At 70.8% G+C, this 22,431-nt stretch carries 22 protein-coding genes, 1 tRNA gene and 1 riboswitch; of the genes, 14 read left to right on the top strand and 9 right to left on the bottom strand.

Annotation, left to right across the window (positions count from 1 at the left end):
• Nucleotides 1–7: 7 nt before the first annotated feature.
• Nucleotides 8–385, bottom strand: coding sequence for a phage holin family protein (locus ACOZ38_RS38425; RefSeq protein WP_424535860.1), 378 nt, complete (start codon nt 383–385; stop codon nt 8–10).
• 142 nt (nt 386–527) lie between these two features.
• Here ACOZ38_RS38425 and ACOZ38_RS38420 point away from each other — a divergent pair, with 142 nt between their 5' ends.
• The 6 genes from ACOZ38_RS38420 to ACOZ38_RS38395 all read left to right on the top strand — a co-directional run bounded on the left by ACOZ38_RS38420 (nt 528) and on the right by ACOZ38_RS38395 (nt 5,701).
• A complete protein-coding gene (locus tag ACOZ38_RS38420) occupies nt 528–1,532 on the top strand; it encodes an NADP-dependent oxidoreductase (protein ID WP_424535859.1) in 1,005 nt (334 codons plus the stop codon).
• A 52-nt stretch (nt 1,533–1,584) separates the two neighbouring features.
• Nucleotides 1,585–1,860, top strand: a complete 276-nt coding sequence (locus ACOZ38_RS38415) for a hypothetical protein (protein ID WP_405141019.1) — start codon at nt 1,585–1,587, stop codon at nt 1,858–1,860.
• A gap of 30 nt (nt 1,861–1,890) precedes the next feature.
• Nucleotides 1,891–2,289, top strand: a complete 399-nt coding sequence (locus ACOZ38_RS38410) for an OsmC family protein (RefSeq protein ID WP_405141017.1) — start codon at nt 1,891–1,893, stop codon at nt 2,287–2,289.
• Nucleotides 2,290–2,893: 604 nt separating this feature from the next.
• Nucleotides 2,894–3,038, top strand: a riboswitch (cyclic di-AMP (ydaO/yuaA leader).
• 299 nt (nt 3,039–3,337) lie between these two features.
• A complete protein-coding gene (locus ACOZ38_RS38405; protein WP_424535858.1) occupies nt 3,338–3,946 on the top strand; it encodes a hypothetical protein in 609 nt (202 codons plus the stop codon).
• Between the two features lie 123 nt (nt 3,947–4,069).
• Nucleotides 4,070–4,146, top strand: a tRNA-Lys gene (locus ACOZ38_RS38400).
• A 229-nt stretch (nt 4,147–4,375) separates the two neighbouring features.
• Complete coding sequence (locus tag ACOZ38_RS38395) at nt 4,376–5,701, top strand: erythromycin esterase family protein (RefSeq protein ID WP_424535857.1); 1,326 nt, start codon at nt 4,376–4,378, stop codon at nt 5,699–5,701.
• On the opposite strand, the gene ACOZ38_RS38390 is transcribed toward ACOZ38_RS38395, so the two are convergent.
• The 3 genes from ACOZ38_RS38390 to ACOZ38_RS38380 form a co-directional block, all read right to left on the bottom strand.
• The gene (locus ACOZ38_RS38390; protein ID WP_424535856.1) at nt 5,702–6,400 is read right to left on the bottom strand and encodes a hypothetical protein; all 699 of its coding nucleotides are present in this window, start codon (nt 6,398–6,400) and stop codon (nt 5,702–5,704) included. It abuts the gene before it with no gap.
• A 131-nt stretch (nt 6,401–6,531) separates the two neighbouring features.
• A complete protein-coding gene (locus tag ACOZ38_RS38385) occupies nt 6,532–7,515 on the bottom strand; it encodes a hypothetical protein (RefSeq protein ID WP_424535855.1) in 984 nt (327 codons plus the stop codon).
• A complete protein-coding gene (locus ACOZ38_RS38380) occupies nt 7,512–7,901 on the bottom strand; it encodes a hypothetical protein (protein WP_424535854.1) in 390 nt (129 codons plus the stop codon). The genes ACOZ38_RS38385 and ACOZ38_RS38380 overlap by 4 nt, the downstream gene beginning before the upstream one ends.
• 54 nt (nt 7,902–7,955) lie before the next feature.
• On the opposite strand from ACOZ38_RS38380, the gene ACOZ38_RS38375 reads away from it, so the two are divergent.
• Entirely contained in the window at nt 7,956–11,945 is a 3,990-nt protein-coding gene (locus tag ACOZ38_RS38375; RefSeq protein WP_424535853.1) for a CHAT domain-containing protein, read from the top strand.
• A gap of 3 nt (nt 11,946–11,948) precedes the next feature.
• On the opposite strand, the gene ACOZ38_RS38370 is transcribed toward ACOZ38_RS38375, so the two are convergent.
• Nucleotides 11,949–12,584, bottom strand: coding sequence for a hypothetical protein (locus ACOZ38_RS38370; RefSeq protein ID WP_424535852.1), 636 nt, complete (start codon nt 12,582–12,584; stop codon nt 11,949–11,951).
• A 463-nt stretch (nt 12,585–13,047) separates the two neighbouring features.
• On the opposite strand from ACOZ38_RS38370, the gene ACOZ38_RS38365 reads away from it, so the two are divergent.
• On the top strand, nt 13,048–13,995 hold the full coding sequence (locus tag ACOZ38_RS38365) for a hypothetical protein (RefSeq protein WP_424535851.1): 948 nt from the start codon (nt 13,048–13,050) through the stop codon (nt 13,993–13,995).
• 326 nt (nt 13,996–14,321) lie between these two features.
• Nucleotides 14,322–14,525 carry a cold-shock protein gene (locus ACOZ38_RS38360; protein ID WP_405141007.1) on the top strand — a complete coding sequence of 68 codons (204 nt, stop codon included), beginning with the start codon at nt 14,322–14,324 and terminating at the stop codon, nt 14,523–14,525.
• 129 nt (nt 14,526–14,654) lie between these two features.
• Here the strand turns inward: ACOZ38_RS38360 and ACOZ38_RS38355 are convergent, their stop codons facing one another.
• The gene (locus ACOZ38_RS38355) at nt 14,655–15,119 is read right to left on the bottom strand and encodes a MarR family winged helix-turn-helix transcriptional regulator (protein WP_424535850.1); all 465 of its coding nucleotides are present in this window, start codon (nt 15,117–15,119) and stop codon (nt 14,655–14,657) included.
• A gap of 138 nt (nt 15,120–15,257) precedes the next feature.
• Here ACOZ38_RS38355 and ACOZ38_RS38350 point away from each other — a divergent pair, with 138 nt between their 5' ends.
• The 5 genes from ACOZ38_RS38350 to ACOZ38_RS38330 all read left to right on the top strand — a co-directional run bounded on the left by ACOZ38_RS38350 (nt 15,258) and on the right by ACOZ38_RS38330 (nt 20,305).
• A complete protein-coding gene (locus ACOZ38_RS38350; RefSeq protein ID WP_424535849.1) occupies nt 15,258–16,364 on the top strand; it encodes an NAD(P)/FAD-dependent oxidoreductase in 1,107 nt (368 codons plus the stop codon).
• Nucleotides 16,365–16,582: 218 nt separating this feature from the next.
• Entirely contained in the window at nt 16,583–17,557 is a 975-nt protein-coding gene (locus ACOZ38_RS38345) for an ABC transporter ATP-binding protein (protein WP_424535848.1), read from the top strand.
• 9 nt (nt 17,558–17,566) lie between these two features.
• Nucleotides 17,567–18,322, top strand: coding sequence for an ABC transporter permease (locus ACOZ38_RS38340; protein ID WP_424535847.1), 756 nt, complete (start codon nt 17,567–17,569; stop codon nt 18,320–18,322).
• Between the two features lie 28 nt (nt 18,323–18,350).
• The gene (locus ACOZ38_RS38335) at nt 18,351–19,142 is read left to right on the top strand and encodes an ABC transporter permease (RefSeq protein ID WP_424535846.1); all 792 of its coding nucleotides are present in this window, start codon (nt 18,351–18,353) and stop codon (nt 19,140–19,142) included.
• 122 nt (nt 19,143–19,264) lie between these two features.
• Entirely contained in the window at nt 19,265–20,305 is a 1,041-nt protein-coding gene (locus ACOZ38_RS38330) for an alpha/beta hydrolase (RefSeq protein ID WP_424537162.1), read from the top strand.
• Between the two features lie 17 nt (nt 20,306–20,322).
• Here the strand turns inward: ACOZ38_RS38330 and ACOZ38_RS38325 are convergent, their stop codons facing one another.
• The 3 genes from ACOZ38_RS38325 to ACOZ38_RS38315 all read right to left on the bottom strand — a co-directional run bounded on the left by ACOZ38_RS38325 (nt 20,323) and on the right by ACOZ38_RS38315 (nt 22,300).
• A complete protein-coding gene (locus tag ACOZ38_RS38325; RefSeq protein WP_424535845.1) occupies nt 20,323–20,649 on the bottom strand; it encodes a putative quinol monooxygenase in 327 nt (108 codons plus the stop codon).
• Nucleotides 20,650–20,774: 125 nt separating this feature from the next.
• Nucleotides 20,775–21,479 (bottom strand): 4'-phosphopantetheinyl transferase family protein, encoded by a 705-nt coding sequence (locus ACOZ38_RS38320; RefSeq protein ID WP_424535844.1) that lies wholly within the window; start codon nt 21,477–21,479, stop codon nt 20,775–20,777.
• Nucleotides 21,476–22,300, bottom strand: coding sequence for a metallophosphoesterase family protein (locus ACOZ38_RS38315; protein ID WP_424537161.1), 825 nt, complete (start codon nt 22,298–22,300; stop codon nt 21,476–21,478). Before ACOZ38_RS38315 ends, ACOZ38_RS38320 begins: the two co-directional genes overlap by 4 nt.
• Nucleotides 22,301–22,431: the final 131 nt, after the last annotated feature.

Here is a 22,431-nt window from a genome sequence, read left to right as displayed (position 1 = left end):
TCTCCGCTCAGTCCTCGTTGAGACCGAGGAGCATGTCGAGGAGCCAGGTGATGAGGCCGACGAGGATCGCCCCGAGGAAGGCCGCCCAGAAGCCGCTCACGTGGAACGGCAGCTTGAGCTGCTCGGCGATCCAGCTCGTGAGCAGCAGCAGGAGGGCGTTCACGACCAGCGCGAACAGGCCCAGCGTCAGCACGTAGAAGGCGCAGCCGAAGGTCTTGATGATCGGTTTGAGCACGGCGTTCACGAGGCCGAAGATGAGGGCGACCGCGATGAGGGTGGCCGCGGACTTCGCGGTGGTGGCCCCGGAGACGGTGATCCCCGGGATCAGGCGCGTGGCCGCCCAGAGCGCCGCCGCGACGATAAGGATCTTGATAATGATCTTCACACTCTCGATGGTCGCACGTGCACGCGGGCGAGCGGTAGGGGCGGGAGCCCCGGGGCTCCCGGTCCTGGGGCCGGTGAAAGATCGTTTTAACAGGGAGTGTTCGCTGGAGGGGTGGCCCAATCAGGATCGAAGGGGGTAGACCATGACACGCGCGATCACGCTGCGGTCACGGCCCGTCGGCTGGCCGACAAAGGACGATTTCGAGCTGGTCGAGCTGGAGCTCCCGCCACTGCGTGAGGGCCAGATCCTGGTGCGCGACCTCTACATGTCGGTCGATCCCTACATGCGCGGGCGGATGAACGAGGGCGAGTCGTACGTGCCGCCCTTCGAGCTGGGCGAGCCGCTGCGCGGCGGCGCGATCGGCGAGGTGGTCGAGACCCTCGCTCCGGAGTTCCGGATCGGCGACATCGTCCTGCACGACTACGGCTGGCGGGAGCACGCCGTGCCGGACGCCTCGGAGGCGCGCCGGATCACGCCCCTGCCGGGTGTGCCGCTGTCCGCCTACCTCGGCGTGCTCGGCATGCCGGGCCTGACCGCGTACGTCGGGCTGCTCGACATCGCGGCCTTCAAGAAGGGCGACGCGGTGTTCGTTTCGGGGGCCGCGGGTGCGGTCGGCAGCCTGGCCGGGCAGATCGCCCGCCTCAAGGGCGCCTCCCGGGTGGTCGGCAGCGCCGGTTCTCCCGCCAAGGTCGCGCACGTGATCGAGAAGCTCGGCTTCGACGACGCGTTCGACTACAAGGCGGACGGGCCGGTCGTGGAACAGCTCAGGCGCGCGGCCCCGGACGGCATCGACGTCTACTTCGACAACGTCGGCGGCGAGCACCTGGAGGCCGCCATCGACGTGTTCCGCCGGTACGGGCGCACCGCGGTGTGCGGGGCCATCTCCGTCTACAACGAGGCCGAGCCGGTCCGCGGGCCGCGCAACCTCTTCCTGGTGGTCGGCAAGCGGCTCACGCTGCGCGGCTTCATCGTCGGCGACCACGCCGGCCGGATGCCCGACATGATCGATGAGGTCGGCGGGTGGCTCCAGGAGGGCAGGATCACCTTCGAGGAGACCGTCGTGGAAGGGCTGGAGAACGCTCCTGACGCCTTCATCGGCATGCTTCGGGGGCAGAACCTCGGCAAGATGATCGTCCGGTTGGCCTGACGTGCATATCCCCCTGATCGCGGGGAAAGGGCCATAAAGGGGGTGAGCCGTAATGGACCAGGACGAGCTGCAGTCGCTGACGCCCAAGGAGCTTCACGACAGGGCGGTGCGCTACGCCGTGGCGCACGGCGACTTCGGCTTCCTGTGGGAGCTCCTGAAGGTGATCCCGGCGGCCGAGGCCGCGAGCGGTCACGCGGACGAGACGGCCAACGACCTCAGCCGGGTGTCGGCGCTGCTCAGCGACGCGATGGCCTCCGGTGAGGGCGAGCTCGGCGAGGCACTGCGCCCCGTCTACATCGCCTACCTTTCCGAGCACCCCGACGCCTGAGCGTTCCGCGCCGGCTCTAGGCTCCAGGGCATGGCATCGGTGAATGTGGAGCGTACTGACAACGGCTTCGTGGCGCGCAACGCGCGCGGAGCGGAGGTCGCGATGGGCAGCGGCGACGAGGAGGGGGTCTTCACCCCCGTGGAGCTGCTGCTCGCCGCGGTCGGAGGCTGCAACATCGTGACCGTCGAGCCGCTCACCGCGCAGCGCGGGCACAGGCTCGTACGGCTGGCGATGACGGTCCAGGCGGACAAGGTCGAGCCCACGCTGCTCGGCCCGGTCACGATCACTTACGACGTCGAGCTGCCCGAGGGCGACGCGCAGGCGGACGAGGTCTTCCGCGCCGTGGCGCACCGGGTCCATGAGCGGCACTGCACGGTGAGCCGCTCCCTGGAGAAGGGCACCGAGGTCAAGGTCGAACTGCCTGAATAGCCGCCTGGCCCGGCGGGTCCGGCCGTACCCGGTCATCCCAGCGGGTTAGACCGAATCTATACCCTGGGATGACGAGTAGCTCAGGCCCCGGTATGTAGTGTTAAGGCAGGTCAAGAGGGATGCGACCAGCCGCCCGAGAGGGCGCCGCAGAGCTTTTTGCCAGAGAAGGACGCGGTGGGGGACCGCGTCCATACTGCGGGACCGCCCGATGCGTTTGGGGGAAGGCATCGGCGCTGGACCGTATAGATCGGGGCCGGGCAGGCGGGGGACTGCCCGGCCCCGATTCATGTCTCCCGGCCTTCGGCCCTGAACGTTCCGCCGCACGTCCCCGCTCGCGCACGCCCGTCTCGTCGTACGGGCGTGCGCTTTCTTTCGCCGCCATTCGGGTGACCTTCTTCATCACCGGTCACACCCGTCACATTGATCTCCCATCCGGCCCCTACGCTTAACTCGCCATGAGCCCAGATGTCCGAAGTATGGGGGTTTGTGGTGCGAAGGTAGATCTAATAATGCTTTGTAGTCATTTCGTTTGCTTTGTCCTGACTCGGTGGGTAAGGTTTCAACCACGAAAGAGACGGTGACCTGGTCTTCAGTCCGAAGGCCGCCGACTCGAATGTCGAATCTCCAGGGCCCTCAGGGCTCGGGGGAACCGGGGACCCAATCCCTTGGGGTGAATCCGCGTGAGCGGTAGGGCGTACTCCAAGCCCGAACCCGTCAGCTAACCCGGTAGACGTGATTGGAGAGGAGACCCGAGTGGAGCACCCCACTCCGCGCAGTCAGTCCACCGGGCAACCCTAGACCCGGATCTTCGCCGTCAGAAGCGGCAAGTCGGCTGGTAGCAGCCGTGCACCGAGCGACACACCCTCTGTGACACATGGTGGCGAGTGCCACCGCTAACCGACCCACGTACGAATGCGGGCTCAGCGCCGCGATGGACCGTGAACCGGTCTCGCTTACGCCCTGAGAACGCTTTCCACCCCTCGCACCGAACTCTTGACCACTCGGAGCGCGGGTCCCCTTGTCTTCTGATGAAAGATCCTTCCCTCCCATGGCCTTTTTCCAGAACACCCCTAGATGTCGATGGACATCTCGCTTCGCCGGCGTAGCCCTCGCATGCGCCACCGCCGTCTGCACGACCGCCACGGCCCGCGCCGACGACCAGCCGGTCACCTCCGTTCCGGTCCAGGCCGGGAAGCCGATGTTGCTCAAGGGCTCGACGAAGGCCTCCTACTTCTGGGACGACGCCTCCGGCCGCATGGGTGACACGGGACTGCCGGCCATTGGCAAGCCCATGCAGAAGGGCCTGTTCGCCAGCCCCTGCTGGCCCCTCGGCACCGAGGGATACGTCCTCTACAAGGACAAGAAGGCCCCCTTCTTCATCGGTGACCGCGGCCCGGGCATCCCGTCCGAGAGCGGCGTCATGCTGGACATCGACGGGAAGACCTTCGCGGAGCTGACCGGCGGAAGCTTCAGCAACTCCTCCCTCGTGGTGACCGGCTTCAACGCCGGCCACATCAAGGTCGACTACGTCATCACCAAGTGGGGCGACGGCGTGGGCAGGAAGAACTTCCCGGTGCCGTTCTCGAGCGGCGCGTGGGGCGTCATCGACAAGAACCCCGCCAAGCCCCCGATCCCGGTGGTCCTCGCCGCCGGCTGATCCCCGGGAGGCCCCCCGCGTGGAAGGCCTCCCGGGAACCATGTGAAAGCCCCACAAGAAGGCACGTAAAGCTGCCGCGGATGTGCGGAGGTTGGCCGGTACTGCTAAAGTCACCGTAGTCACGCGCCGCTAGCTCAGTTGGTTAGAGCAGCTGACTCTTAATCAGCGGGTCCGGGGTTCGAGTCCCTGGCGGCGCACCACAGCTTTGATCGGTGACCTGGGCGCTCTCCACTTCGTGGAGGGCGCCCACAGTCGTTTCCGGCCCCCTTGCGCTCGGAGCTTGGCGGGAACCACAGCCCCTGGGAGATCATCACCTGAGTGGTACCGCTGTCTGTAGGGCCGATCTTCCCGCTGGCGGCATGGTGGCGGCCTCAGCCCCGCTGAAATGGTGGTCGCACCGAGTACCCGATCCACCAGGAGAAGATCCACATGCGGAGCGCACCCCGTCGGCGCCGGTTCTTTCCACCCCTCGCCGCCGCCCTGCTGGCGGCCGTGGGCACGGCCGCCCTGGCACAGCCCGCGGCGGCCGGCGGCTACGATCCCGTGCCCGAGCTGCGCCGGAAGGCTCATTGGCTGAGCGGTACCGCGCCGTCCGGTGACCTTGGCGACCTGCGCCCGCTCGGCCGGGCCGTGGGCGACGCCAAGGTGGTGGGGCTGGGCGAGGCCACGCACGGAGCGCACGAGTTCTTCACGATGAAGCACAGGGTGTTCCGCTATCTCGTCGAGGAGAAGGGTTTCACGACCTTCTCCCTCGAAGCGGGCTGGAGCGCGGGGCTGCGGCTGAACGACTATGTCCTGCACGGGAAGGGCGACCCGAAAACGATCATCAACGAGGAGTTCGGCAAGCTGGGCATGTGGACCGTCCAGGAATACCTGGACCTCATCGGGTGGATGCGCGGGTACAACGCGCACCACGTGAGGAAGGTCCAGTTCATGGGCAACGACGCCAACTACCCCGCTGTGGGCGGGCAGCTCCCGAAGCTGGTGACCGGCTACGCGCGGCGTCACCAGCCCGCCCTACTCCCGGAGCTCGACGCCCTCTACCGCAACCTGCGCGCCGTACGGGATGCCGACGCCTTCTGGAGCCTGCCGCCGGTAGAGCGCGAGGCATTGGTCTCCCAGGCCGGCCAGGCCCTTGACCTGCTGCGACGGAATCCGGGGCCCGACCAGGAGAGCCACGCGTGGGCGGTGCAGAACGCGCGCTCCATCGTCCAGACCGCCACAGCGCTGTCCTTCGACCCCGGCGACCCGGAGCAGGTGAGCAAGGGCCTCCGGTACCGCGACAAGATCATGGCCGACAACGTCGCGTGGTGGCGGGAGCAGACGGGGGAGAAGATCCTGCTGTCGGCCCACAACGCCCACGTGGCGTACGTGCCGTACGACGCGAAGCTCTACCCCAAGGTGCAGGGCGCCTTCCTGCGCGACCGGCTGGGCGCCCGCTACGTCGCGATCGGACTCGCCTTCGGCCAGGGGTCCTTCAGGGCGCAGGACGCGGACGGCCGGTGGGGCGCCGTCACGGTCGGGCCTCCCGCGAAGGGAGGGAACAACGAGGCGTTGGGCCGGGTCGGCTCGTCCGGCTACTTCCTTGACCTGCGTACGACGTCCGCCTCGGCCCGCGCCTGGCTCGACAGGCCCCGGCGTACGCGCGACGCCGGCAGGCTCTGGCCCGAGCCCGAGCGCATGGTCTCGCTGGGAAGGTCCTACGACGCGCTGATCTATCTGCGCGAGACCACGGCCGCGCGTCCCCTGCGCTGATCAGGCGAAGCGTTCGATGGTGACGGGGATCAGTCCTTGCTCGCGGATCGCCTGCCTGTGGTGGTGGAGCAGCGTGCCGATGGCCGGGTCCGGCCCGGGGCCCGGGTTCACGGTCACGTCGAGGCACCAGGCGATGCCCGCCCCGATCCGGCGCAGCTCCCAGGTGACCGTGTGGCCGGCGGCGGTCGCCGTCGCCGTACCTACCACGTGCGCCCGGGGGTCCGCCTGATCGCCGGCCGGCTCCAGCCTCAGCGCCGACCGCAGGCGGGCCAGGCCGCGCTCGTGCAGGTCTCCGGCGAACAGGATGCGGTAGAGGCGCTTCTCGTCACCCGGTGAGCCCAGGTCCAGCGGGTCCTCGGCGGGCAACGGCTGGCAGTCGTGGAAGAAGGCGCGGATCCGCGCTTCCTGCGGCAGTTCGCCCCCGCCGAGCATGGTGTAGGCGTCGGCGGCGTGGGCGCGGCTCACCGGGACCACCCGCTCTCGCAGCAGGGCGTCGGTGCGGATGGCGCGGCTCGACGCCGGGCGATCGCGCCAGGCACCCGTCGCGGGCGTCCACTCGACGCCCGCGATACCGGCCGCGGTGTGGTCGCCGCGCAGGAGGAACTCCTCGACCAGGATGACCGACGGCAGCGCCCCACGGCCCCGGTCGCCCGCCGCGGCGAAGATCAGGTAGTAGTCCAGCGGCGGGTCATCCCTCATCAGAGCCTCTCCGCCCACCGGTAGCGGCGAGCCCTCGGCCCCTGGCCATCGCGGACCGTACCGCGCATCCCCACCCACCGTCACATGATCCCCTCCGGGAGCGGCAAGGGCAACGTGCCTTCCGGCGGTCCCTACTTGCCGAGGCGCGCTCTGCGTGGAGGTCTCCGCTTCGGCGTACGGGACTCCTCCGGCGGCGAAGGGTGGCGGTACGGTTCGGGCGGCAGGGGGAGGCCCTGCCGCCACAGGTCGCACAGCAGGGTGTTGCGGCGGCGTTCGTCGTCAGGGTCGTGGGGGAGCGGCAGGCGCAGGGCGTCGACGAGCGTGAAGCGGTGCAGGTCGATGGCGGCCCGCACGGCCTCGCCGTAGGCGACGGCGGCGTGCACCGCCCCCACGTAGGCCACCCGCGCGATCACCAGCGGCACCAGGGCCAGGAGCAGCCACCATCCGGAGCGGGCCAGCAGCCCGGCGGCCACCACCGCCGTCGCGGCCATCGTCACCGACAGGCGGGCGGCGGTGTCCAGGATGTCGCGCCGGTCGTCGACGACCGCCTTGACGTTCTCGCCGAGGAGCGGGTAGAGACGCGGCCACACCACCACGGCGTCGAGCCCGTACGGCTCGCCGGCCTGGGACTCGGTGGCCGCCAGGACATTGCCGAGCGCGGTCGGCCTGAGCAGCTCGGCGGGCGGGTACAGCCGTCGCAGCCGGGTGCCCGCCACCCCCGCGGCCTGGATCTCGGCTTCCCCCGCCTGCCCCTCGGGAAGTTCCTCCGCCGAGGCGAGGCGTTCCCGGCGGCGTGACTGCCGCTCGCGGGAGCGCCGGGCGAGCCCGGCCAGGCCGGCCCGCGGCCACTGCCCCTCCAGCACGCGGACCAGCGCCAGCTGCAACGGGGTGCCGAGGACGGCGAGCAGCGTGATGGCGACGCCCAGCAGCACCACCTCCCCGGCCCCGAGGCCCGCGGCCGTACGCCACGCCCGCCCGAGGTCGACCGGCCGCCCCGGCGCGCCCGCCCACACCAGCACCAGCACCATGAGCGAGGCCGCGTACGCAGGAAGGTAGTCGACCAGCAGGAACCGCCCTCCGGAGATGCCGGGCTTGGCCAGCGCGTCCAGGCTCACCTGAGGGTCTCCATCGGCCCGTGGCCCCGAGGGCACATCGGCGGCGTGCGGGGGTCGACGTGCACCCGTCGCGTCGCGGAGTCGCACGTCGCGCAGGCGAAGCGGATGATCCGGTAGCGGAGCGACTCGCCGAGCAGCGTCGCCCCCGCGCCGTCCCCGATGGATCGCAGCACCGCCGAGCCGAGCCGCACCAGGCGGGACCGGCTGGAGACCCCGACGAACCGGTCTCCCACCACCAGGACGGCGGACTCCATCGAGGCGTCGTCGGCCAGGACGGCCTCCAGCGCCTCCGTCGCGTCCAGGACCGAGCTTCCGGCCGGCAGGTCGAGGCGGACAAAGCCGGGGTCGTCGGGAGTGTCGTCCAATAGGACGTCGAATCCATCCACAAGTTGTGGACTATCAGTAGCCGCGACGTCACGTCCAGCCGTACGGTCGGATCCGTGGACGACGCCGCATCAGCCCGGACCGACGCCCGCGTCCTGGCCTACCGGGAGGACGGGCGCGCCGACGGCCTCTTCTCCGCGCAGGCCCTCGCGGACGCCGAGCGGCTGCGCGACTCGGCCGGCCCCGGGGCCGCGCGTGCGCGGGCCTGGTTCTTCTGGTGCCGGTACGAGGCCTCGGGCGAGCTCGCCGACCTCGCCGAGGCCGTCGACGCCGCCGACCTGCTGCGCGGCGCCGATCCCGGCGCCCGGCCCGACGTGCTCGGCCACGCGCTCGACTACCTCGACGGCCGGGCCGCAGGTGAGGACCCCCAGCTGTCGGCCGGCGGTGAGGAGTCCGCCTGGGCCGGGCTGTTCTTCGCCCTCGGCGGCGTCAGCGGCGAGGCCTTCACGGTCACCCACGACCTGACGCAGGTGAACCGGGCGGTCCTGGCGATGGACGCCGCGCTGGGGCTGCTGGACGAGACCGACTCCGCCACGCTCCCCGTGACGGTCATGCTGGGACGCTTCCTGTCCCTCAGGGGGCAGGCGACCGACGATCTTGAGGATCTGGCGGCGGCGGCCGACCGGCTGGCGTACGGCCTGTGGATCGCGGCCACCGACCACCCGCTCCGGTCGGGCATCCACCTGTTCCTGTGCGGCGCGCTGGCCCACGCCTACACCCTGCGCCGGGATGCGGAGACCGCCGTCCCGCTCGCCGAGGCCATCGTCACCGCGCTCGACGAGATCCCTGGGGACGACCCCGACTGGACGGCGATCGCCGAGCTGGGCAAGGGCATCGCGGGCGAAGCCGACCTCGGCGACGCGGAGGGCCCGGGTGAGGAGGACATCGCGCTGATGCGGGTCGCCGTCGCCGCCCGGCCGGCCGGAGACCCCGAACGGCCCATCGCGCTGTACGTCCTCGGCACGAGGCTGGCCATCCGCGCCACGTCCAGAGGGTCGGCGGACGACGGCACGCGGGCCGTCACGGCGCTGCGCGAGATGGTCGCGCTCGACACCGAGGTGATCGAGGCCCGAGTGCTGGGCCGCACGCTGCTGAGCCTCTGCCTCTCGCAGAGTTTCGAGATGACCGGCGACGCCGAGCTGCTGCCGGAGGCCGTGGCCATGGCCCGCGCGGCGCTGGAGGCAGGTCCGCCGACCCCGGAACTGCGGCTGTACTGCGTGCTCAACCTCGGCACCGCGCTCTCCCACAGTCACCACGCGTTCGGCCGCAGGGAGTACCTCGACGAGCTGATCGTCCTGCTCGGCGAGGCCGGGCTGGATTCGCCCGACGGCCCCCGCGGGCTGTACGTGCTCGCGGGCGCCTACTACGACCGCTACCAGCTGGACGGGTCCAGGGACGACCTGGAGCAGGCGGTCTCCTACGGCCGCCGGGCCGTGGCGGGCATCCCCGACGGGGACCCCGGGCTGTCCGACGCGCTCGGCAACCTCGGCAACGCCCTGCTGCTGCGGTCGCGGCTCACCGGTTCCGCCGACCTGGACGAAGCGGTCGCGCTGTACCGCAGGGCCGTCCAGGTGACGCCCGGGGGACACGCGAGCAGGCCGGGGGTCTGCCTCAACCTGGGCGGCGGCCTGCGCGAGCGCTACCTGCGGTCGGGCTCGCCGGGCGAGCTGGAGGAGGCCATCGCCCTCACCCGGGAGGCTCAGGAACTGGCCGTGCCCGGATCGCCGGCGTGGCACCTGAGCCAGTCGACCCTGGGGGCCGCGCTCGCCGACCGCCGCGCCGTCTCGGGGAGCCGGGCCGAGCTGGACGAGGCCATCACCAGGCTGCGCGCGGCCGCCGGCTCGATGCGCGAGGGCGACCTCGACCGTCCCTCGGCGCTCAACCTCCTGGCCACCGCGCTCCATTCGCGCTTCGAGCTGACCGGATCGGGTGACGACCTCGACGCGGCCATCGCCGCCTACCGCTCCGTGCTCGACGCCACCTCGCCCGCGAGCCCGCAGCACCTCACCTCCAGCGGGAACCTCGGCGGGGTGCTCGAAAGCCGCTACTGGCGGACCGAGGACCGCGCCGACCTGGACGAGGCCGTCGCCGTCCTGCTGCGCGCCCGGGACCTGGCGCGGCCCGGCGACGAGCACAACCCCGTGATCCTCACGAACCTGGCCAAGGCGCTCGCCACCCGCTACCTCGCCTTCGACGACCTGGCCGACCTCGATCAGGCCGTGTCCACCGCCCGCGCCGCCTACGAGGCCCTCCCGCCCGGCTCCACCCGGCGTGCGCGCTATCTGGGCGGCTGGGGTTCGCTGCTCGCCACGCGGGCCGTACGGCGAGGCGACGCCGGTGACCTCGACCAGGCCGTCGAGGTGCTCAGGGAAGCGGACGCGAACCTCGCGCCGGCCGACCCCGGCCGCGCGCACGAGCTCGGCGGCCGGGCGAACGCGCTGCTGGAGCGGTACGGCCGTACCGGAGCCAGGGCGGACTACGAGGAGGCGATCGCCACCCTGCGCGTCGCGGCCGACCTGGTGACCTGCCCGGCGCACATGCGCATGCGCGCCGCGCGCATGTGGGCCGGCGCGGCGGCGGAGGCGGGCGACATGCCGTCGGCCCTCGCGGCGCTGGAACGGGCCGTGCGGCTCATGCCGCTGCTGGCCTGGCGCGGCATTCCCCGTGCCGACCAGGAGAACCAGCTCGGCACGCTCTCGTGGCTGGCCGCCGACGCGGCCGCTCTGGCGATCGAGGCGGGGCGCCCGGAGCGGGCGGTCGAGCTGCTGGAGCACGGCCGCGGCGTGCTGTGGGCGCAGTTGCTGGAGACCCGCGGCGACCTCGGCGAGCTGCGGGCGGCTCATCCCGGCCTCGCCGGACGGCTGGAGGAGCTTCGGGCCGCGCTCGAAGCGGGTGACGAGCCGGCCCGTGAGGTGAGGCCCGACCGGGCGCTCCTGGCCGGCGAGTGGGACGATCTGGTCGCCGGGATCCGCGCGCTCGACGGGTTCGAGGACTTCCTGCGTCCCCCGGCGTTCGCCAAGCTGGCGGAGGCGGCCGCGGCCGGGCCCGTGGTGCTGGTCAACGTCAGCGCGCGGCGGTGCGACGCGCTCGTGCTCGCGGACGGCGGCGTCACCGTGTGCCCGTTGCCGGGCCTGCGCGCGGAGGACGTCGTGGACTGGGCCAACGCGCTCCTGCGGCTCTTCCACCGCCCGCCCGCCACCCTGCTGGAGAACGTGGCGGCCCACCAGAGGGCCAACGACCTGCTCCGGTGGCTGGGCGCGAACGTGACCGCGCCGGTGCTGGCGGTGACGGGGGACGCATCCCGCGTCTGGTGGTGCCCCACCGGTCCGCTGGCGCTGCTGCCGCTCCACGCGGCCGTGGACCCCGCGACCGGCGAGTGCGCGATGGATCGCGTGGTCTCCTCCTACACCCCGACGCTGCGGACGCTGATCGACGCCCGTGCCCGCCGGGCGGGCTCCGCGCGGCCGGGGCGCACTCTGCTGGTGGCGATGGCGCACACCCCCGGCGCCCCCGACCTCGCCGTCCAGCCCGAGATCGACGTCCTGACCAGGCTGCTCGGCGACCGGTGCACGCTGCTGCGGGACGCCGTTGTCGCCGACGTGCGCGACCGGCTCGGCGGGCATCCCTGGGTCCATCTCGCCTGCCACGGGGTGCAGGACGCGCGGCGCCCCTCGCAGGGCGGGGTGGCGCTGCGCGACGGCATGCTCACCGTCCTGGACATCGCCGCCATGCGCCTGCCGGAGGCGGAGCTGGCCTTCCTGTCGGCCTGCCAGACCGCGGCGACCGGGTCCGCCCTCACCGACGAGGCCATCCACCTCGCCGCGGCGCTCCAGGTCACCGGGTTCCGTCAGGTCGTGGCCACGCTGTGGCCGGTGTACGACCAGACGGCGCCCGAGGTGGCCAGGCTCTTCTACGAGCGCCTGGCCGGGGGATCCGACGCGTCGGGCGCGGCCGGAGCGCTCAACCACGCGGCCCGCGGGCTGCGCGACGCGGGCAACGCGGCCCTGCCGGGCGTCTGGGCCCCGTACATTCACATAGGCCCGTGACGGTCATTCGTGCGGCGCCGAGCGCCTTCGCCTGAGCGACATCCTGACGAAGTAGGCGCCAAGGAGAATGGCGGCCACTCCGCTTCCCACCACGATGCCAAGGCTCTGGCCGTCGATTCCTGTGAAGGGCAGGTTCCCTGTTTGACGCGGTACGGGCGCGGTGGTCGGGGTGTGGAGGATTATGGCGGGGATTTCGTTTCCGAATTCGTGGGATTCCATGCGCGTGGTGCCCCTGCCGTTGTACGGGGAGTCGCCGAATTCATGGACCTCCACGTGGTTGCTCCAGGTGTGGGTCTCGGTGTTCGGCCCCTTTCCGAACTGGCGTGATCCCGATTCGGTGTGCGAGGTTCCGGCGGGGAGGTCGTCGAGATCCCACGGTGCCGAGTCCGTGGTCGAGGCGCCGGTCCCGGTCACAGGGTCGCCGCCGGGCCGGGGCGGGTCCGGACGGCCGGTCGGGCTGCCGCTCGGCGCGGGAAGCACCCGCACCGACACCCCGGTGGAGGCCGCCCCGTCCTCGCCGGGGACCGCCTCGCCCGCCGTGCGGCGCCCGTCCCCCTCACCGTCGTGTCCGATCGCCGAGGCGGCCATGGCCGTGGGCGCGCAGACGGCCAGCAGGACCGCGACCTCGATTCCCAGCACGATTGACCTGAGCCGTCCACGCATGGTTTTCCCCCGGATAACTTAAATTCTGCCCATTGATCGCCTGTTGCACATCTATCGGCCTTTCTCGAATTTACCCATTTCAAGCGGGATATCACCGCGATTGCGACTTGTCCTGCGCTGTCCGACTGGAGCCCTCTCGCCCGACGCGCCGGATTCCGGGATTACCGGATATGTGCGGCCGAGCGCACCGCTCGGCAATGCAAATTTCCGGACAATGATCGTGTACTTCCGTGCAACGTCCGATAAATGGGGTTAATGTCGGAATTGTCATCTTTGTGAAGGCGTTCGTGCGGCGATGATTCCGCGTGAGACCCACCGAAGAGGGTTGCGAGCGATCATTCTTGACACTCTGAGTGATTGCTCGGATACTGCCTGCAAATGATCACGGTCAGGCAGGGATACTGCGGATGAAAACGGTTGTATTCGGACGGGCGCCCTGATGAAGGGCGTCGTGCCCCGCCGGCTCGGGCGGAAGCTGTGCGGTGTCCTCTCGGTGGCCTGCCTTCTCGCGGCGCAGTGCCCGGCCGTCCTCGCCTTGGCCAGGCCCACGCCAGGGTTCTCGTTGCAGGTGAGCCCGGCCCGCCTGGTCGTCCCCGCGGGCACGGTCTCCACCGTCCAGCACTTCCACGTGACCAACGGAGGCAGGACGCCATACGACGTGATCGTCGAGAAGGCCGACTTCACCGCGAGCGAGAAAGGTGCGCTGAACTTCAGGCCCGACGCCCCCTACGCCGCGTCGGCCTGGGTGAGCGTCGACCCCGTGCGGTTCCGGATGGCGCCCGGCACGACCAGGAACGTGACCGTCCGGATCACGGTGCCCACCGCCCCGGAGCCGGGTGATCACCAGCTCGCCCTGCTCTTCAAGGTCCCGGCCCGCCGCGACGCGGGCAACCTGCGGATCAACCGGGTGATCGCGGCCCCGGTGTTCATCACCGTCCCCGGCTCCATCGACAGCTCGGTCGAGGTCACGGACCTCCGCGCGCCGGGGTTCGTCATGGACGGTCCCGTGCCCATCACCACGAGGATCCACGACTTCGGCACGGTGCACCGCGACTTCCGCGGCACCGGGCGGCTGCACGTGCGGGTGGGCGGGAGCGATCTCATCTTTCCCGACTTCACCGTGCTGCGCGGCTCGACCCGTGAGGTCAGCACCCGGTGGAACCCGCCGCTGATGTGCGTCTGCCACGCGACCGTCTCCATCCCCGGGCCGGGCGAGGGCGCGCACACCGCCACCGTGAGGATCGTCGTCTTCCCGCTGCACCTGCTGGTGGTCCTGCTCGTCGCGATGGCGGCGCTGCTGCTGCTCGGCTGGTACGCGCGACGCCGTTACCGGGCGAAGGTGCTCGCCGCCGCCCTCCACCGGGCCGAGGACGGTTCCCATTTCTAGATCTCACGCCGGCACCCGGCCGCCGGCCTGGGCCTGCTCGTACGCGGCAGGAGGTACCGGCGCGTACGCGACGGCCAGATGGGCGAGTGATCGGCGGCGGCGACCCCTGACCGGTCGCCCTGACCGGTCGTCGGCAGGTGGGGGCGCAGGTGTGCTAGGCTCATGCCAGTTGCAGTTGTGGTACCCATAAACTCTGTGTGCACCTGACGAGATGTAACCTTCAGGTGCATTTTTGTTTGCCGGTCATCTCCGGATGGGCTCATCGCGGCGACGCGGAGTCGGCACAGTGCCGATTCCGGCTCGACCCCCTATCGAAGGAGAATGACATGGCTACTGGCACTGTGAAGTGGTTCAACGCGGAAAAGGGCTTCGGCTTCATCGAGCAGGAGGGCGGCGGCGCCGACGTCTTCGCCCACTACTCCAACATCGCCGCCTCGGGCTTCCGTGAGCTCCAGGAGGGCCAGAAGGTCTCGTTCGACGTCACCCAGGGCCAGAAGGGCCCGCAGGCGGAGAACATCGTTCCCGTCTGATCTGACGCGCGTAACAGGGCCGGGGCCCGCACCTTCGAGGTGCGGGCCCCGGCTCGTTTCATGTGCGGGGCGCCCGAGGGCTCATGTGCGGGCGCCCGAAGGCTCATGTGCGGGGCGTCCGAAGGCGGGTCAGGCCTCGGTGCAGCCGGGGTCGTCAGGCGTGGTCCTGATGCGGCTCAGGAGCCGGTGGAGCTGGGCGATCTCATCCTCGTCGAGGTCGGCGAACAGCTCGCGCTCGACCTCGGCCAGCGCCTGCTCGACCCTGGTGAGCGTGCAGGCCCCCGCGGTGGTCATCTCGACGATGTGGCGGCGCCGGTCGGCGGGATCGCGGCGGCGCTCGGCGAGCCCGTCGCGTTCGAGGTCGTTGAGGATCGCCACCAGCACGCTGGGATCAACGCCCAGCGCCTCGATGAGCGCCTGCTGGCCCATGGGGCCGCTCTCGGCGAGGTTCATCAGCGCCACCGCGTGCCTCGGGGTCAGGCCGGTCACGCCGAGCGCGTGACGCATGCGTTCGTTCGTGATGCCGCCGTGGCGGGCCAGGAGCAGGCCGAGACGGTCCACGGCCCTGGGCGCCTGGACGTCCTCGACTCTCATATCCATACCGTAACACACACGAAATGATCGAACCTGGAATATAATTGAAGCGCTTCAACGATATGTTAGGGTCAACGAGCTGCGCCCGGCCGTGCCGGACCTGCGCGCTTCCGTCCAGGAACAAGATCGGGGACCCTTATGAGTGACATCGCACCTGCCTGGCAGCCCACCGTTGCGGTGATCGGCGGCGGATACGGAGGCATCCGCGTCGCCAAGGCGCTCGACGACGTGGCCGACGTCGTGCTGGTCGAGCCCAAGGACGCCTTCGTCCACAACGTCGCGGCTCTGCGGGCCCTGGTGGACCCGGCGTGGCTGCCGCGCATCTTCATGGCGTACGACAACCTGCTCGCCCGTGGCCGGGTGGTCCGCGACCGCGCCGCCGCCGTCGACTCCAAGCGGGTCGTCGTCGGCTCCGGCGAGGAGATCGCCGCCGACTACATCGTGCTGGCGACCGGCTCCACCTACCCCTTCCCCGGCAAGACCGACGCCACGGAGACCGAGGTCGCGCACGAGCGCTACCGGGCCTCGCATCGGGCCCTCGCCGACGCCGACCGGGTGCTGCTGGTGGGCGCGGGCCCCGTGGGCCTGGAGCTGGCCGGCGAGATCAAGGCCGTCTGGCCCGGCAAGCACGTCACCATCGTCGACACGGCCGACGACATCCTCGCCGGTCCGTTCATGCCGGAGCTCCGCGCGGAGCTCCGGCGCCAGCTGGACGAGCTCGGCGTGGAGCTGCTGCTGGGCGGAGCCCTGCGCGAGGCGCCTCCCACCGAGCCCGGCACCGCCGGGACGTTCACGGTGACGACCGCGACGGGCACCGAGATCACCGCCGACGTCTGGTACCGCTGCTACGGCACCACCCCCATCACCGGCTACCTCGCCGACGACCTCACCCCTGCCCGCACGCCCGGGCAGCTCATCGAGGTCACTCCCGAGCTGCGGGTGCTCGGCCAGGACACCGTCTTCGCGCTCGGCGACATCATCACCGTGGGCCCGCCGATGGCCGGGTCGGCCGGGCGCCAGGCCGAGATCGTCGCGGGCAACATCCGCGCGCTGATCACCGGCGAGGGCGAGGTCCAGGCGTACGAGCCGATGCCGCCCGTCATCGTCGTGCCGCTCGGACCCGAGCGCGGCGCGGGCCAGCTCCCCGGACAGGACGGCGTCGTCGACAGCTCCGTCATCGCGGACATCAAGGGCAGGGGCCTGCTGGTGGGCCCCCTGGCCGAGATCCTCGGCATCGCCGGGTAGCCCACCCGGCTCCCACGCCCCGGCCGTCCCGCGGCCGGGGCGCAGGGTGGTCCGGCCGATGAGCCCTCGCCGGTTCCGGCCCATGGCGAACCCGCATTGCATCGCACTGTAAACATGTTGCGTGATTTAAGTCGGGTATTGCAGACTTCGGTGAAATTACTCACTGATGATCTGTGGCTGAGGTGACCGGCCGCACCGGAGAGCCAGAGGTGTGCAGGGTGAGCGACGGCATGGAGGCGCCTCTGATCGAGGCGAAGGGCCTGGTGAAGACCTACCCCGCCAGGGACAGGCCCGGAGGCGTCTTCCAGGCGGTGGCGGGCCTGGACTTCCACGTCGGCAGGGGCGAGGCGTTCGGCTTCCTCGGGCCCAACGGGGCGGGAAAGTCGTCGACCATGCGAATGCTCGGCTGCGTGTCCCCGGTGACCTCGGGCACCCTCCGCATCCTCGGCATGGACCCGGCGCGCGACGGGCGCAGGATCAGGGCCCGCCTCGGCGTCGTGCCGCAGGACGACGCGCTGGACGCCGAGCTGACCGTCCGCGAGAACCTGCTGATGTACGGCCACTACTTCGGCCTCTCCCGCCGCGTGCTCGCCGAGCGCGCCACGCGCCTGCTGGAGTTCGCCCAGTTGGAGGAGAAGGCCGGCGACCGCGTGGAGGCGCTCTCGGGAGGCATGCGGCGGAGGCTGACCATCGCCCGCTCGCTGATCAACGAGCCTGACGTCCTCCTCCTGGACGAGCCCACCACCGGCCTCGACCCGCAGGCGCGCCACGTCCTGTGGGACCGGCTGTTCAGGCTCAAGCAGCAGGGCGTGACGCTGCTGCTCACCACCCACTACATGGACGAGGCCGAGCAGCTCTGCGACCGGCTGGTCGTGATGGACAAGGGGCTCATCGCCGACGAGGGCTCACCCCGGGAACTGATCGAACGCCACTCCACACGCGAGGTCCTGGAACTGCGGTTCCGGCTGGACGAGCAGGAGCAGGCCGCGGAGAAGGTCCGTGCCCTGGTCGGCGCGCGCGGGGGAGAGCGGATGGAGGTCCTGCCGGACCGCCTGATGATCTACACCCCCGACGGCGAGGACGCGCTGGCGGCCGTCACCGCCGCGAGGCTGGCCCCCGTGACGGCGCTGGTGCGCCGGTCCACCCTCGAGGACGTGTTCCTGCGCCTCGCCGGCCGCTCGCTGACGGACTGAGGAGGCGGCGTGTTCCTGCGCGAGTTCTCCGCCTGGATGCTCCGCTACCGCCGCACCTGGCGGTCGACCATCGTCGTCAGCGTGGCCAACCCGCTGCTGTTCCTGCTGGCCATCGGCGCCGGGCTCGGGCGGCTCGTCTCTCCCGAGTCCCTGGACGGCATGTCGTACCTGGAGTTCTTCGCTCCGGGGATGCTCGCCGCCGCTGCCATGCAGAACGCCTACATCGAGTCGGCGTTCAGGGTGAACAGCGCGCTGCGCCGAGAGCGCGGCTACGTGGTGGCCGCCGCGACGCCGCTTGAGCCCAAGGACATCATGGCCGGCCACCTGCTGTTCATGGCGTTCCGCGTCGCGTCCAGCGCGCTGGCGTTCGCCGTGGTGATGGTGGCCTTCGGCGCCTCCCGCTCGCCGCTGGTGGTGCTCACCGTGCCCGCCGCCCTGCTCACCGGCATGGCCTTCGCGACCCCGCTCGCGGCGTGGGCGGTCACCGTGGAGAGGTTCGCCACGCTCAACACGATCTTCCGGTTCGTCCTGATGCCGATGTACCTGCTGTCAGGCACGTTCTTCACCCTGGACGCGCTCCCCGAGTGGCTGCGGCCGATGGCGTACGTCCTGCCGCTGTGGCACGGCGTCGACCTGTGCCGCACTCTGAGCCTCGGGACCGCGACCCCGGTGGCCTCGCTGATCCACGTCGCCTACCTGACCGCCCTCGCCGGGGGCGGGGTGGCGGCGGCCCTCGTGACCTACCGGCGACACCTCCATTTCTGAAGGCTCTGAAGGTTCTGAGAGGAGCCACATGCCGGCCCTGGAAGCCCCCGCCGTCCCGCGCGGGGGCGGCGCGCACCTGCTGCTGCTCCGCAACCTGTGGGTCCACAAGGGTCACAGCCCCTGGACCATGGCCCTGTACTCGATCTTCGAGCCCGTGCTGTACCTGCTGGCCATCGGGGTCGGCGTCGGCCGCATGATCGGCGACGTGGCCGGGGTCGACGTCGGGTACGCCTCCTTCGTCGCCCCCGGGCTGCTGGCCACGGCGGTCATGAACAGCGCGCTCCACGAGACGATGGAGGCCGCCTTCACCAAGTCGAAGTTCGACAGGTTCTACCAGTCGGTGCTCGCCACTCCCGTCACCGTGACCGGCGTCGTGGTGGGGGAGGTGGCGTGGGCGATGACGCGGGCCCTCATCACCGCCGTCGGCTTCCTGGTGGTGATCGCCGTGTTCGGGCTGGTGCCCTCCGCGTGGGCCCTGGCGTCGCTGCCCGGGGCGCTGTTGGTCGCCTTCGCCTTCGGGGCCACGGGGCTGGCCACGACGACGTTCATCAGGGGATGGCACGACTTCCAGTACGTCCAGCTCGTGCTGCTGCCGATGTTCCTGTTCGCGACCACCTTCTACCCGGTCACGGTCTATCCCCGGCCGGTGCAGATCTTCGTCGAGCTGCTGCCCCTGTACCACGGCATCCGGCTCCTGCGAGGTCTCACCCTGGGCCACGTCGAGTCCGGCATGATCGTGAGCGTGGCGTACCTCATGGTCATGGGGGTGCTCGGTCTGGTGGTCGCCCGGCGCCGGTGGGCGCGCATCCTGCTCCACTGACCCCGGCCCGGCTCACCGCCGTCCCTTCTCGCCTGTGAGGTGCCCGCCGGTTCGACCGCACAGGGGGAGGCGGAGCGCGTGGGATCCGTGATACGGATGTGGGAGCCGAAGGAGGGGTGCCCATGTTGCCGTGGCGGGCCGACCTTGAAGGACGGATCGACGAGCACACCGTCGAGAGCGAGTCGCTGAGAGGGAACCCGTTGGGTGACCCGCACGCGCGGCCCCTCTGGGTCTACGTGCCGCCGGGATACGACGACGACCCGGGCCGCCGCTATCCCTCCGTCTACGTGATCCAGGGGTACACCGGCCACCTGGCCATGTGGGGGAACCGCACGCCCTTCCGCCGGCCGTTCCCCGAGACCGCCGACCAGGTCTTCGCCCGTGGGGAGGCCCCGCCGGTGATCGTGGTCTACGTGGACGCCTGGACGGGCTACGGCGGCAGCCAGTTCGTCGACTCGCCCGGCACCGGCCGGTACCACTCCTACCTCTGCGAAGAGATCGTGCCCTGGGTGGACGCCCGCTACCGCACCCTGGCCGACCGTGACCACCGCGCCATCACGGGGAAGTCCAGCGGCGGGTTCGGGGCGATGATCACCCCGATGCTGCGTCCCGACCTGTTCGGCGCGTTCGCCACCCACGCGGGCGACACCCTCTACGAGCACTGCTACCTGCCGGAGTTCGCCCAGGCCGTCCGCCACCTGCGTGCCTTCGACGGCGACATCGGCCGGTGGTGGGACGAGTTCCGGTCCCGCACCGCGTTCACCCACCCCGCGGACGGCGTGCTGTTGTCGGTTCTCGGCTGCTCGGCGGCCTTCTCGGCCGGGCCCGACGGCGTTCCCGAGCTGCCGTTCGATCCCCGCACCGGAGTGATCAGGGACGAGGTCTGGCAGCGCTGGCTCGACTGGGACCCTGTCCGCATGGTCCCGAAGCACGCCGACGCAATGCGCTCCATGCGGGGCATCTGGATCGACGCGGGCACCCGCGACGAGTACTTCCTCGATCTCGGCGCCGAGGCCTTCCGCCGGTCGCTCCTCGACCACGGGGTGCCCGGCGACCTCATCCGCTTCGAGCTCTTCGACGCGGGCCACGGCGCGATCGACTACCGCTACCCGATGTCCCTCGCCTGGCTCGCCGAGCGCATCCAGGCCGCCCCCGGCGCGTGACGCCCCAGGAAGGCTTCCTAAGCGATGCTCGATCTGCCGGCGTCTTCCGGGAGCTTGGTGGCGAGGATGTCGACCCTCTCGATGGTGGGCGGCCGGGTGAAGAGCTCGTCGGACCTCTCCATCAGTGCCGCCGCGACCTTGTCCGCCAGGTGGGCCCGCCGCCCGGCGTCCTCCTCGAAGGCGTCGAAGATGCCGAAGGTCGCGCAGTTGATGCGCACCGCGAACCACGCGGCCGTCCCCGGCTCGTCCTCGATCAGGGCCAGCCCGTCACGCAGGAAGTTCTCGGTCTCCCATTCCTTTCCCGGCCGGGCGTTCACGCGTACCAGCAGTCCGACGGTGACCATTGGCGATCCCTCCCTCCGCTGATCGGAACGTGTTAACTCGTACCCGATCACAAATGCGGACGAACGCCCTTAAATCGGAAGTTACGCGGCCTTGGCGGGATGCGGGCTCGGGCCAGGGAAGGGGTCTACGACTCGATCAGTTTGCCGGGCGGAGTCGTGCGCGCCAGGGTGGCAGGGGCGGGGACGACGATGGCGGTGAGGATGAGCCCGTTGCGCACCAGCCAGCGCCCGGAGAACCCCGTGACCTCCGAGCCGTTCACGCGCGGGCCCGGCACCAGGAGCCGGGCCTGGAAGGCGCCCCGTTCAGGGTCGATCTCCAGCCGGGCCTCCTCGAAGTCGAGCCACAGCCCGGTGAGCGGGAACCACGCCTTGTAGACCGACTCCTTGGCGCTGAAGAGCAGCCGCTCCCAGTGGACGCGCCGGTCGCGGCGCGAGAGCTCGCGCAGATGATCCCTCTCCTCCGGCAGGGAGATCACCTCCAGCACACCCTCGGCCAGGAGGTCGTTGGGCTCGGCGTCGATGCCGATCGTGGTGACGTCCGCCGCCCTGCCGAGGACGGCGCCGCGGTAGCCCGCGCAGTGGGTCAGGCTGCCGACGACGCCGCTCGGCCACCGGGGCTCGCCCCGCGCGCCAGGGAGCACCGGCGCGGGCGGCACGCCCAGCTCGCTCATGGCACGCCGCGCGCACAGCCGCGCGGTCGTGAACTCCCTGCGCCGCTTTTCGACGGCGTTCTCGATGACCTTCTCCTCCTCGGGGAACAGGCCGGCCTCCGGAGGGTCCTCAGAGAGGTCGGCCGACACCACGTACGGGGGAAGGATGCTCTCGATCACGAGGGAGCCTCCTCGGGGAAGACGTGCCTGATCGCCTGCATGCCGTCCAGCCCGTACGCGCGCCGCTCGCGCGGGTAGCCGAGGGACACCTCCTCGAAGCGCACGCCGTCGTACCAGGTCGTGCGGGGGATGTGCAGGTGGCCGTACACCACCGTCGCGGCGTTGTAGCGCAGGTGCCAGTCGGCGGTCTCCACCGTGCCGCACCACTGCGCGAACTGCGGATAGCGCAGGATGTCGGTGGGCTGGCGCACCAGCGGGAAGTGGTTGACCAGGACGGTCGGGATGCCCGGGTCGCGGGTCGAAAGGCGGCGCTCGGTCTCGCGCAGCCGGGCCCGGCACCAGGCATCGCGGCTGGGATAGGGGTCGGGGTGGAGCATGTACTCGTCGGTGCACACCACGCCCGCCTTGTGCGCCCACGCGAGCGCCTCTTCCTTGGTGGTGTTCGGCGGCCGGAAGGTGTAGTCGTACAGCACGAAGAGGGGCACGATGGTGACCGGCCCGCCGTGCCCCGTCCAGACGGCGTAGGGATCCTCGGGGGTGAGCACGCCGATGCGCCGGCAGACGTCGACCAGGTGGCGATAACGCTCCTCTCCCCGCAGCTGCACCGGATCGTCCTTCGGCGTCCACAGCTCGTGGTTCCCCGGAGTCCACACGACGGTGGCGAAGCGCTCCTTCAGCAGGGTCAGCGCCCATTCGATGTCGGCGGCGAACTCGCCGACGTCGCCGGCCACCAGCAGCCAGTCGCTCTCGGACTCGGGGCGCAGCTTCTCGACGACCTGGCGGTTCTCGGGATACGCCACGTGGAGGTCGCTGATCGCCATGAGCTTGCCGCTGGCCGTGCCGCCGATCGTCACATGGCGATCGTAAACCGTGCCGTTGTCGGGCGGGAAACACATCACGGACGCGGCCGGGCCCGGGATGTGGGATGTCGAGCCGGGGCCGGATAGCGTTT

Origin of the sequence: Sphaerisporangium viridialbum, assembly GCF_049674955.1 — a bacterium.
GTDB lineage: Bacteria > Actinomycetota > Actinomycetes > Streptosporangiales > Streptosporangiaceae > Sphaerisporangium > Sphaerisporangium viridialbum.
The sequence above is the reverse complement of the archived record's forward strand: the minus strand, read 5'-3'. Positions and strand labels throughout refer to the sequence as shown.

Coding starts and splice junctions, on each gene's coding strand:
- ACOZ38_RS38395 (WP_424535857.1), top strand. CDS start 4,376: ATGCGGAGCGCACCCCGTCGGCGCCGGTTCTTTCCACCCCTCGCCGCC.
- ACOZ38_RS38330 (WP_424537162.1), top strand. CDS start 19,265: ATGTTGCCGTGGCGGGCCGACCTTGAAGGACGGATCGACGAGCACACC.
- ACOZ38_RS38315 (WP_424537161.1), bottom strand. CDS start 22,300: ATGGCGATCAGCGACCTCCACGTGGCGTATCCCGAGAACCGCCAGGTC.
- ACOZ38_RS38410 (WP_405141017.1), top strand. CDS start 1,891: ATGGCATCGGTGAATGTGGAGCGTACTGACAACGGCTTCGTGGCGCGC.
- ACOZ38_RS38325 (WP_424535845.1), bottom strand. CDS start 20,649: ATGGTCACCGTCGGACTGCTGGTACGCGTGAACGCCCGGCCGGGAAAG.
- ACOZ38_RS38360 (WP_405141007.1), top strand. CDS start 14,322: ATGGCTACTGGCACTGTGAAGTGGTTCAACGCGGAAAAGGGCTTCGGC.
- ACOZ38_RS38415 (WP_405141019.1), top strand. CDS start 1,585: ATGGACCAGGACGAGCTGCAGTCGCTGACGCCCAAGGAGCTTCACGAC.
- ACOZ38_RS38350 (WP_424535849.1), top strand. CDS start 15,258: ATGAGTGACATCGCACCTGCCTGGCAGCCCACCGTTGCGGTGATCGGC.
- ACOZ38_RS38390 (WP_424535856.1), bottom strand. CDS start 6,400: ATGAGGGATGACCCGCCGCTGGACTACTACCTGATCTTCGCCGCGGCG.
- ACOZ38_RS38420 (WP_424535859.1), top strand. CDS start 528: ATGACACGCGCGATCACGCTGCGGTCACGGCCCGTCGGCTGGCCGACA.
- ACOZ38_RS38365 (WP_424535851.1), top strand. CDS start 13,048: ATGAAGGGCGTCGTGCCCCGCCGGCTCGGGCGGAAGCTGTGCGGTGTC.
- ACOZ38_RS38355 (WP_424535850.1), bottom strand. CDS start 15,119: ATGAGAGTCGAGGACGTCCAGGCGCCCAGGGCCGTGGACCGTCTCGGC.
- ACOZ38_RS38405 (WP_424535858.1), top strand. CDS start 3,338: ATGGCCTTTTTCCAGAACACCCCTAGATGTCGATGGACATCTCGCTTC.
- ACOZ38_RS38335 (WP_424535846.1), top strand. CDS start 18,351: ATGCCGGCCCTGGAAGCCCCCGCCGTCCCGCGCGGGGGCGGCGCGCAC.